This window comes from Arenibacter catalasegens (assembly GCF_002909235.1).
Classification (GTDB): domain Bacteria; phylum Bacteroidota; class Bacteroidia; order Flavobacteriales; family Flavobacteriaceae; genus Arenibacter; species Arenibacter catalasegens.
In genome coordinates, this window is sequence record NZ_PHQQ01000029.1 from 69,676 (window position 1) to 79,138 (window position 9,463).

The 9,463-nt window shown below is 36.1% G+C and carries 10 protein-coding genes; 3 read left to right on the plus strand and 7 right to left on the minus strand.

Annotated features, from left to right (window positions below; all coding sequences use genetic code 11):
• Position 1: 1 nt before the first annotated feature.
• Complete coding sequence (locus CWD90_RS19385) at positions 2–250, minus strand: helix-turn-helix transcriptional regulator (RefSeq protein ID WP_157941280.1); 249 nt, start codon at positions 248–250, stop codon at positions 2–4.
• On the opposite strand from CWD90_RS19385, the gene CWD90_RS19390 reads away from it, so the two are divergent.
• On the plus strand, positions 227–487 hold the full coding sequence (locus CWD90_RS19390; protein WP_353057380.1) for a DUF2383 domain-containing protein: 261 nt from the start codon (positions 227–229) through the stop codon (positions 485–487). The two genes, CWD90_RS19385 and CWD90_RS19390, sit on opposite strands and share 24 nt — an antisense overlap.
• A gap of 135 nt (positions 488–622) precedes the next feature.
• On the opposite strand, the gene CWD90_RS19395 is transcribed toward CWD90_RS19390, so the two are convergent.
• From CWD90_RS19395 to CWD90_RS19410, 4 genes are all read right to left on the minus strand, one after another.
• Positions 623–835, minus strand: a complete 213-nt coding sequence (locus CWD90_RS19395; protein WP_317045736.1) for an HPF/RaiA family ribosome-associated protein — start codon at positions 833–835, stop codon at positions 623–625.
• Positions 836–969: 134 nt separating this feature from the next.
• On the minus strand, positions 970–1,404 hold the full coding sequence (locus tag CWD90_RS19400; RefSeq protein WP_103477720.1) for a response regulator: 435 nt from the start codon (positions 1,402–1,404) through the stop codon (positions 970–972).
• Positions 1,397–4,414: a PAS domain S-box protein gene (locus CWD90_RS19405; protein ID WP_205161276.1), complete on the minus strand. Its 3,018-nt coding sequence runs from the start codon at positions 4,412–4,414 to the stop codon at positions 1,397–1,399. The genes CWD90_RS19400 and CWD90_RS19405 overlap by 8 nt, the downstream gene beginning before the upstream one ends.
• A gap of 46 nt (positions 4,415–4,460) precedes the next feature.
• On the minus strand, positions 4,461–5,030 hold the full coding sequence (locus CWD90_RS19410; protein ID WP_103477721.1) for a helix-turn-helix domain-containing protein: 570 nt from the start codon (positions 5,028–5,030) through the stop codon (positions 4,461–4,463).
• A 79-nt stretch (positions 5,031–5,109) separates the two neighbouring features.
• Between CWD90_RS19410 and CWD90_RS19415 the strand changes: the two genes are divergently transcribed.
• Together CWD90_RS19415 and CWD90_RS19420 are read left to right on the plus strand one after the other, a co-directional pair.
• A complete protein-coding gene (locus CWD90_RS19415; RefSeq protein ID WP_239986565.1) occupies positions 5,110–5,481 on the plus strand; it encodes an ISAon1 family transposase N-terminal region protein in 372 nt (123 codons plus the stop codon).
• Positions 5,482–5,539: 58 nt separating this feature from the next.
• On the plus strand, positions 5,540–6,460 hold the full coding sequence (locus CWD90_RS19420) for an ISAon1 family transposase (RefSeq protein ID WP_205161277.1): 921 nt from the start codon (positions 5,540–5,542) through the stop codon (positions 6,458–6,460).
• A 498-nt stretch (positions 6,461–6,958) separates the two neighbouring features.
• On the opposite strand, the gene CWD90_RS19425 is transcribed toward CWD90_RS19420, so the two are convergent.
• Together CWD90_RS19425 and CWD90_RS19430 are read right to left on the minus strand one after the other, a co-directional pair.
• The gene (locus CWD90_RS19425; protein ID WP_205161278.1) at positions 6,959–8,293 is read right to left on the minus strand and encodes an ice-binding family protein; all 1,335 of its coding nucleotides are present in this window, start codon (positions 8,291–8,293) and stop codon (positions 6,959–6,961) included.
• 791 nt (positions 8,294–9,084) lie between these two features.
• Positions 9,085–9,270, minus strand: coding sequence for a hypothetical protein (locus CWD90_RS19430; protein WP_239986566.1), 186 nt, complete (start codon positions 9,268–9,270; stop codon positions 9,085–9,087).
• Positions 9,271–9,463 lie beyond the last annotated feature (193 nt).

The following is a 9,463-nucleotide window of genomic DNA, read 5'->3' on the forward strand; positions in this document are numbered from 1 at the left end:
GTTATTGGCTAATCAAATCCTTAAGTGAATACTTTTTGATTTCACTTCGTTTCGATTTAGATAATTCATCTAATTTATTTTTGTCTTGAATATCAAGCCAAAGCATTGGATTATTATTAAATATTTTACCAAATACAAGAGCTAGTTCATGTTTTAATGAACGCTCTCCTTTTATCAATTTACTTAGATTAGAAGGTCTAACTCCGATATACTCATCTAATTTATTTTGTCTTATCTCGAATGCAGCCAAATAGGTCATTTTTGCACACATCGCGCTTGGATGGATATTAAGGCATTTTTTTCTGGTGATAACGACGAATCCATGTTGGAAGAGGCAGTGAGGGGAGACAAATCAGCCATTGATGAATATAATGAGGTTTTGGCCGAGGTTCTAGTCCCACATAGGGTAAAAGAAATTCTACGGGAACAACTCGATGCCATTCAGAACGATTTGGAAACATCTAAAATCCTTGAAGATTTCAGGTAGTTGATTACTTTACTAAAAACAGGTTTCTAAGCCCCGCTAACACCTTCAACGACAATAAATTTAATTGTCCTGCTTCTTTTCTTTTCGCTTGCACAATTGTCGCTCTAGGTCGTTCACAGACTCCGCGATGGAACTTTAAAAATTATCATGGCTCGGTTCGGCAAACAATCGTGGTCCCGGGAGACTCAATCTAATATTGCATACTTTTCCAGTTTCATCCGAAGATTTATTTTCAGCAATAAAGAAGACATCAGCTCGTATGACCATTGCATACTTTTCGCCTAATTTTTCAAGTTTCTCCTTTGCCAAATTTTGCAATTTCCCCAACAATAGATCTTTATCCAACAATAATCAATCAGTTATTTGCAACCAATTAAAAAAGTTCCTGGCTTTAATAAAGTAAAATCCATTTTATTTTAACTTAAACTTTTTATGGAATAGTATCCTATTTTATCCATAACAATTAGAAGAATTATCGGACCTTACATTCTTTCCATATACCAATTCAATTGTTTTTCTATTTTTTGCTTTTCAAATATAGTCGTAATAATTTTTCGCAGTCGAATAAAGGCCGTTTCACTTTTTACCACATAATCAAAAGCCCCGTGATGCATACAACTTATAGCTATATCAATTTTGTCTTGGGAAGACAGCATTACCACAGGCATATTTGGATCTGCTGCCTTTATTTTATCTAAGGTTTCTAAACCGTTTATGGCATCTTTATCAATTCCATCAAGTTGAAAATCTAAAATTATCACATCTGGTTTATTCGATAATTTGGCCAAGCATAGATCACCTGTGGCATATGTCTCAATAATGAAATCCGCGTTCTGAAGAAATTCTATTTCCAATAATTTCAAAAACACTGCATCATCATCAACCAAAAAAAGTTTTATTTTGCTCCCGTTATTCATTACTATTATTTTTTATTGTATTCAATTCCACTTCTAGTTCGCTACATGCCTGGGTACAAACTTCTTCTAGTTCCAATACCATATCCAATACCCCATCTGTTTCTTCATTTTCGGTCAACTGTTCCTGAACCTTTTTTGCCATATCTTCGTATTCCGTATTAATACCCATTATCGAAAACGACGGAATCATTTTATGTACCGCGGCTTGCAGGGATTTCCAATCCCTATCTACCATACTTATTTTCATTTCGTTGATCAAAGGTGGCGTTTGCTCCAGAAATAGCGAGATCATTTCCATCATTAATTTTGGATTGGATTTGGTCCGATTATTCAGATAAGTTAAGTTGGTGCGTCTATTGTTTTCAATTTTTAAGGATGGACGTTTATCTGGTGCCATACCAATAGTGGATTTTTTTAACAGTCCAACCATTTTACTGTATAATAATCGTTCATCAACGGGCTTTGATACATAATCATCCATGCCTACAGCCTTACATTTATCTATATCAACCGTAGTAACATCTGCCGTTATGGCGATGATGGGAATAGAGGATTTCATTTTGTTCCGAATGTATTCTGTAGCCTCAAATCCATTCATTTCTGGCATCTGTAAATCCATCAACACAAGATCATAGGGCTTGGCTCTCAATTTCTCTATTGCTATACTTCCGTTTCCTGCAATATCGCATTCAAATCCAAAATCATCCAACAATGTTCTCATCAATAATTGATTGAGCGCAATATCTTCAACAACCAATACTTTTACATTGGTTATTTCCGAATCCAAGTCAATGATTTGCGTTCCTAAAATAGCATCAGCTTTTGTTTTTTGAAAACTTAAAACAAAGCTAAAAGTAGAGCCTTCATTGATTTTGCTTATTACTTGGATTCTTCCGCCTTGCGGTTCTATCAACTGCTTAACAATGGCCAGCCCTAATCCCGTTCCTCCAAATAAACGTGAGGTGTCGCTGGATGCCTGCTGAAAATTATCAAAAATCTTGTTTATTTTAATTTCAGGTATCCCAATTCCTGTGTCTGTCACAGAAAATTCAATATTTACGTTCTTTTCATCTTCCTCCAGTAATTTGACACTGAATGTAATCTTTCCTTTTGTCGTAAACTTTACAGCGTTACTCATCAAATTCATTATAATTTGATGTAATCTCACAGGGTCCCCTACCAACACCTTTGGTATTTTTTCGTCATAAATTTTCACCAATTTTAAATTCTTTTCTTGAATTTTACTTTCAAACAAATGAAGCATTGCTGATATAGATGTCGACATTTTGAACGGAATTTTTTCAAATATCATTTTTCCGGCATCAACTTTTGCTAAATCGAGAATATCATTAATTAGCACAATTAATGCATCCCCACTAAATTTTATGGCGTTTATATATTCTTTTTGTTTTGCGTTCAAATCCGTTTTCAGAACTACTTTGGTAAAGCCAATAATGGCGTTCATAGGGGTACGGATTTCATGACTCATATTTGATAAAAATTGCTGTTTTGCTTTTACGGCATCCTCGGCAATTAATGTTGCTCTCTCTGCTTTACTTTTTGCTTCCTCTGCAAGTATCATGGCTTCGGCAAGTTCTTTGGCAATTCTTTTTTGCTCAGTAACATCTCTAGCTACAATCACAACACCATCTACATTTCCTTTTTCATCTATATAAACCGATCCGTTGAATAAAACATCGGTCAGTTTACCACTTTTGTGTCGAAGTGTTAGTGGAGAATTGGCAACAGAACCATTTGCAAATACTTCCTGGTAAACATCCCGAGCTTTTAGAGGTTCAGTAAAATAATCTAGAAAATCAGTTTCTATGAGTTCTTCCCGTGTAAGCCCTGTAATGTTTGTTAAGGCATCATTCATATCCGTAATCTTACCTTCAGAACTAATAGTTACCAAAGGATCTAGACTCGCTTCAATAAGACTTAAAGAATATTGTGAATCTGATTTTATATCAATGTTTGAAGCTTCAAGCTCTCTATTTGCAATTCCCTGTTTTATAGCCTGAATGTTTTGATAAGCAAGTTCTTCATTTGCGCGGACCAACTCGGCGGCCCGTTTTTCTTTTACCTTTGTTTGAAATAATAATTCCTCATTGGCTATTGCAAGCTCTGCGGCTCGTTTTTCCTTTTCAATGTTTTGGAAAGCCAGTTCTTCATTGGCAATGACCAATTCGGCAGCACGTTTTTCTTTTACTTTATTTTGAAATGCCAGTTCTTCATTGGCAATCACTAATTCGGCCGCCCGCTTACCCTTTTCATCGTTTTGAAAGGCAAGTTCCTCATTGGCAATTACCAACTCGGCGGCCCGTTTCTCTTTTTCAACGTTTTGGTATGCCAATTCTTCATTCGCAATAATCAACTCGGCCGCACGTTTTTCTTTTACTTTATTTTGGAAGGCGAGCTCTTTGTTCGCAATCACTAATTCGGCTGCCCGCTTTCCTTTTTCATCGTTTTGAAATCTCAATTCTTTATTGGCAATGGCCAACTCTTCTGCCCGTTTTTCTTTCTCTTTATTTTGAAAATACAATTCTTCGTTAGCGATGACCAGTTCAGCTGCCCTCTTTTCTTTTTCTTCGTTTTGGAATAAAAGCTCCTTGTTGACTTTTCTTAATTCAATAGCCCATTTTTGAGCGGTAACATCCCTTGCTGCCGCAAAAATACCAAGTACCTCGCCATTTTCATCTTTGTAAACAGAGGCATTATAAATAACATCGGTTAAATTCCCGTTTTTATGCCTTATGGTGAGCGGATAATCTACTACAAAACCTTTTTTAAAAACTTTAAGATAACCCTTCTTCGCTTTTTCTGGATCCGTAAAATAATCAGAGAAATTAGTGTTTATAAGTTCTTTTCTTGAAAGACCAATAACTTTTATAGAGGCCTCATTAACGTCCGTTATCTTTCCTTCCAAGCTAATGGTCACAAAGGGGTCCAAGCTGGCTTCTATTAAGCTTCTAGCGTATTGAGAGTTTTTTGCTATTGTTTGTGATTCCATTTATGTTTTGATCCCTTTAAAAAAGTGGATAATTTTAATTATTAGTTTAAGTATCCTGCTCACTGCTATTCTCGTTTCCAATTTCTTCAATTGGACTTCTTCTTTTATCCTTCAATTTTTTAAAATGGGTAGGAGAGAGTCCAGTAACTTTTTTAAACTGATTGGATAAGTGTGCAACACTGCTGTAGTTCATTTTCCATGCAATTTCTGTAATATTCAATTCCCCGTAAATTATTAATTCCTTTATACGTTCAATTTTATGAATAATTATAAATTGTTCAATTGTGGTGCCCTGAACTTCAGAAAATAAACTTGCCAGGTAAGGGTAACCATAATCTAATTTTTCACTTAAGAAGTTTGAAAAATTTACCTTAATTATTTCATCGGAATGATGAATCATTTCTATAATAACATTTTTTATTTTTTCAATTAGCATGGCTCTTTTATCATCCATCAATTCAAGACCTGCGTTTAATAGCGTCGATTTTAAATGTGTTCGCTGATCTTCAAGGATATCCTCCATAATCTCCACCTCCCCTAGGTCAACAACAATAAAATGTAGTCCAAGCTTTTTTAAGGCTTCTTTTACCACTGTTTTACAACGGTTACTAACCATGTATTTTATATATAATTTCACAACTCAGATTTTTCGGCTCAACACAAAAAGTTGTGGAGAGGTTGAAAATGGTTGAACTTTGAATGTAAAAAGTTTTATGGTTTCAGATTCACTATCGGCTATTGCCAAATTATTATTACCTGAAGTACTTGTGACCTATTTTGATTTAACCAAACATGAAGTTAAAGGTGAGGAGATACATTTTTATTTCACAGAATTAAACAATACTCCTAAAGAGTTTATTGGAACCAAACTTCATTCCAAAGGCTTCTTTCCGGAAGCTACCGTTCAAGATTTTCCTATTCGGGGCAAGAATGTATTTCTACACATAACACGGCGTAGATGGCTTGATGAATCCACAGGCAAAGTAGTTACAAGAGATTGGCAATTAGTAGCAAAAGGGACTAGAATCACTAGTGAGTTTGCTGCTTTTTTAAAAGAGATCTATTAGTAACAACGCTTCTAGTACGGCAGTTGTATCCAAGTTCTATGGTGTAAACCCTAGAAGTATGCAAAGGCAATACAAAGACTATTTAAGCGACTTCAAGTCTTGGAATCAAAAGTCACATGCAAAAGATTGGATGTTGTTTTCAAACAATATAGGAAGCTATCTATCCCTAGATGAAACTGCTTTCTCTAATGGGGATTTATACACCATTCTAACCAATAAAAAAGCAAAAGGAAAGAAAGGAGCCATACTAGCTATGGTCAAAGGAACCAAGGCAGAAGCTGTCATAAAAATTCTTCATAAGATTCCTTTAAAACAAAGAAAGAAGGTCAAGGAGGTAACCTTAGACATGGCAGGTAACATGGGCCTGATTGTTAAAAAATCATTCCCTAACGCTACACTAGTTATAGACCGTTTCCATGTGCAAAAACTAGCCTTGGACGCATTACAGGAAATTAGAATCAAACACAGATGGGAAGCGTTAGACACTGAGAATGATGCTATAGAAAACGCTAGAAACAAGTCTTTGAAATACACTCCAGAACTACTGCCTAATGGAGATACATTAAAACAACTATTAGCTAGAAGTAGATATCTTCTATACAAATCAAGCAGTAAATGGACGCAAAATCAATCCACAAGAGCCAAAATACTTTTTGAGCAATATCCTGATTTAGAAAAAGCATATAAGCTATGCCAGAACCTATCCTGGATATTCAGCAATACAAAAGATAAAACATCAGCCCTAATACGCTTGGCTAAATGGGATGAAAAAGTAAGACAGGCAGCCTTTAAAAGCTTCAACACCATTGCAAGAACTATGTCGATTCATTACAAAAACATACTCAACTACTTTGATAACAGAAGTACAAATGCTTCGGCAGAATCATTCAATGCCAAAATAAAAGCTTTTAGAGCGCAATTCAGAGGCGTGAGAAACATAGAATTCTTCCTTTTTAGGCTAACTAATATTTTTGCATAATCAGAAAATTCCACAACTTTATGACTTGATCCGATTTTTCGGACGATCCACAAGGTACACCTAACCAATCACAATAGTATCTTAATGTTAGCAAGTAATTATTATTGGAAAATATATAACTTGGATTAATTCCATTTTTGGACCATTTTAGGAGTGGCTGGGGCCATAGAATGTGTGTTTAGCAAGCCAAGCGCTAAATTTGGCTCCCTAAATGGTTATAATTAAAGCTTATTTTTTATTTTTCACGCCTTACATCCTCTGTATAGACATGCCTGTACATGGTTTTGTGCAATCCACTTGCCAAGGTTGTTCCAAGAATACATTGATCTTACAAAGTTCCCTATCAATATAACAAAAGTACATTCGTTTTAACAACCTTATCCTGATAAGGACCTTATATCTTGTGGTGCTATAATGGGATTTATTTCCAATAAAGGAAAAATTAAAAAAACCACCTGAATACTCAGGTGGTTTTTTTAATTATATTCAACAAATACTCTATTGCAATTTGGTCACTGCATTTGCGTCAAGTATGACTGCAGTTTGTGCAAGGGCGCGTCCATTAATTGATGCACCCGTTAAAAAGGAAATGCCAGTCATAGAAAGGATGTTTCCTTCAAAGTGGGAATTTGCTCCAAAAGTGGCTTCCCCAGATACCTGCCAAAAAACGTTCTTGGCCTGTGCTCCTCCAGATAAAACAACATTTATTGCACTACTTTGCGTTAAGTCACCGGCTATTTGAAAAATCCAAACATCATCGGCACCCCCCGTTAGTGTAACATCTGTTGGAATGGTCACAGTAGATGTCCATTTATAAAGTCCAGATGTCAGTGTCATTCCACCAATGTTTCCTGACCCAAGTTCAACGAAGTCAGGGGTTGGCCTTCCTGCAGCATCATTATATGCTGTAATCATATCGTTTACTGCAGTAGTCAAGGTTATGGGTGTTGGGTCTGCCATGTCAGCAGCATATACACTACCTGTTACTTGAGCAGAGGTAGCATAACCCGTTGCATCCGTCAGGGATAAACCTGTAATATAAGATGTCGCAGCAGGGCTCAATCCTAAATCTCCTTCAATTACTGAAGTTGAGCTGTTATTAATGGCCGTTTTTGCAAGAATCACATAATTACTTGCTCCTCCCAAGTCAACTGCTTCAAGTATGGATGAAGTTCCGCTTGTTGTAAAGTTCCAGCTGCTGTCCGCAATCAAACCGTTTCCGTATAAATCCATAGCTCCAGTTGAAACCATAGCTGTATATGTCATATTCGATTCAAGGTTTGCTTCAGGAGTAAATGTAGCGGTATTATCTGCATAAGCAACGGTACCTGTAACAGCAGATGTTCCTTTTAACAAGGTAAATGTTGTGGCATCTATTGTAGTAGAATCCATTGATTCACTGAAAATTATTGATATTGTCTGATTCCGCGGGATATCAGCTGCGTTGTTTAAAGGATTTGTAGAGTTGATCTCTGGCGCCATGTTATCTATAACACCCTCTGTCGTAAAAGTGGTTATATAATCCTTTACCAAGGATTCTCCAAGCATACTTTTAGCGCCAGAAGTAACTGATGCTGTATATATGGTATTGTTTGCCAATTTTTCGGCAGGAGTAAACGTAGCTGTTTTATTTGTATAGGATACAGTACCTACTACCTGTGTATTTCCCTCTAATAATATAACCGTCGTGTTATTTATTGTTTCGGGATCCATTTCACTGCCGAATATAAATTCCACTCTAGCCGTTTGAGAAATATCGATAGCATTATTATCAGGATTTGTGGATACTACTGATGTTATCTCCATGGCATCTTGATCATTATTACAACTCACAAAAATCATTGTTGGGAGTAGTATTGCAAGAAAAAGCAGTGATTTTTTAACCTTCATCATATTTTTGTTTAAGTGTGAACATATTATTTCATTGCAAAGGTAGACCCCTTAAATCCGCAGGGGTTACACAATAAAATTTAATCATTACAGAATTTCACTAGTTTTGTCCCGGAATGATACTAATGGTAAAAACCCATAATTTCTGCTAAAAAGCCTTAGTCTATGCAGTCCAGTTGAATAATATCTGTGCTAAGAGCATCCAATCGGACTATATTACTTGGTGGAATGTATCTTAATGCAAATCTTCTCAATTGGCAGGCTTTGGGACTAAAATTTTAATGTCCGAACATTAGAGTTTTCAGATTGTTAGTATCAAAAGAATGGAGAGATGGCCCTAATTTTGAAAGGACCATTTAAATAGGTGTTCTACTTGGCCAAATGGGAATCCGATTCATTAAAAACCACCACCGAGAGTGTGGCCAATACCAAAGCGGTTAATAATCCAAGATATATAGGATACTAGTCGATCAATCACCTGAAATTGAGTATTGTTGAAACAGGAAGAAGGAAAAAAGTAAAGTACTATTTTTATCGTATTCCAATTCCAGGAGGAAATAGAAAAGCTTGTTGGATTAATCCGAAATCTATCTCAAGCGCTTGGTATTTATCGCTGCACGGATTATAGCATTACTTCATCAATTTTGGTGGAGTTACAAAAACTTCATTAATTATTTTAATGCTGATAAATCCTGATTCTTCTACTAGTCCGTAACAATGGCAAGCTTTCTAAATTACTGTGACACCTTAAAACCATCGGGGTGTTTTTCATGGTATTCTTCCCAAAGTAGTTGTCTGGTAACCCCTGTTTTACGAAGCTCCTTGTCAAAATAGGGAAAGTACTTTTCTAGAGTCAACAACTGCTCGTTCTTAGGCTTTTGATCTGACTTGAAGAGCTTGTCCAGTTCTTCCAAAGTCATTGCCGATACCTCGTAATTGGTGAGCTGATAACGCTTGAAAAAGCTAATGTACTTGGTAATCGTGTTACGTGGATACGCTAGAGCAAGCTGACCCCTCTACCTGGGGTTAAAAATGGTCAGAGAATGCATCTGCCGTTCTGTCGGATGCTGACCCCTCTACATTAAAAAAGATAGTCAAATTTTGGGTCTAGAT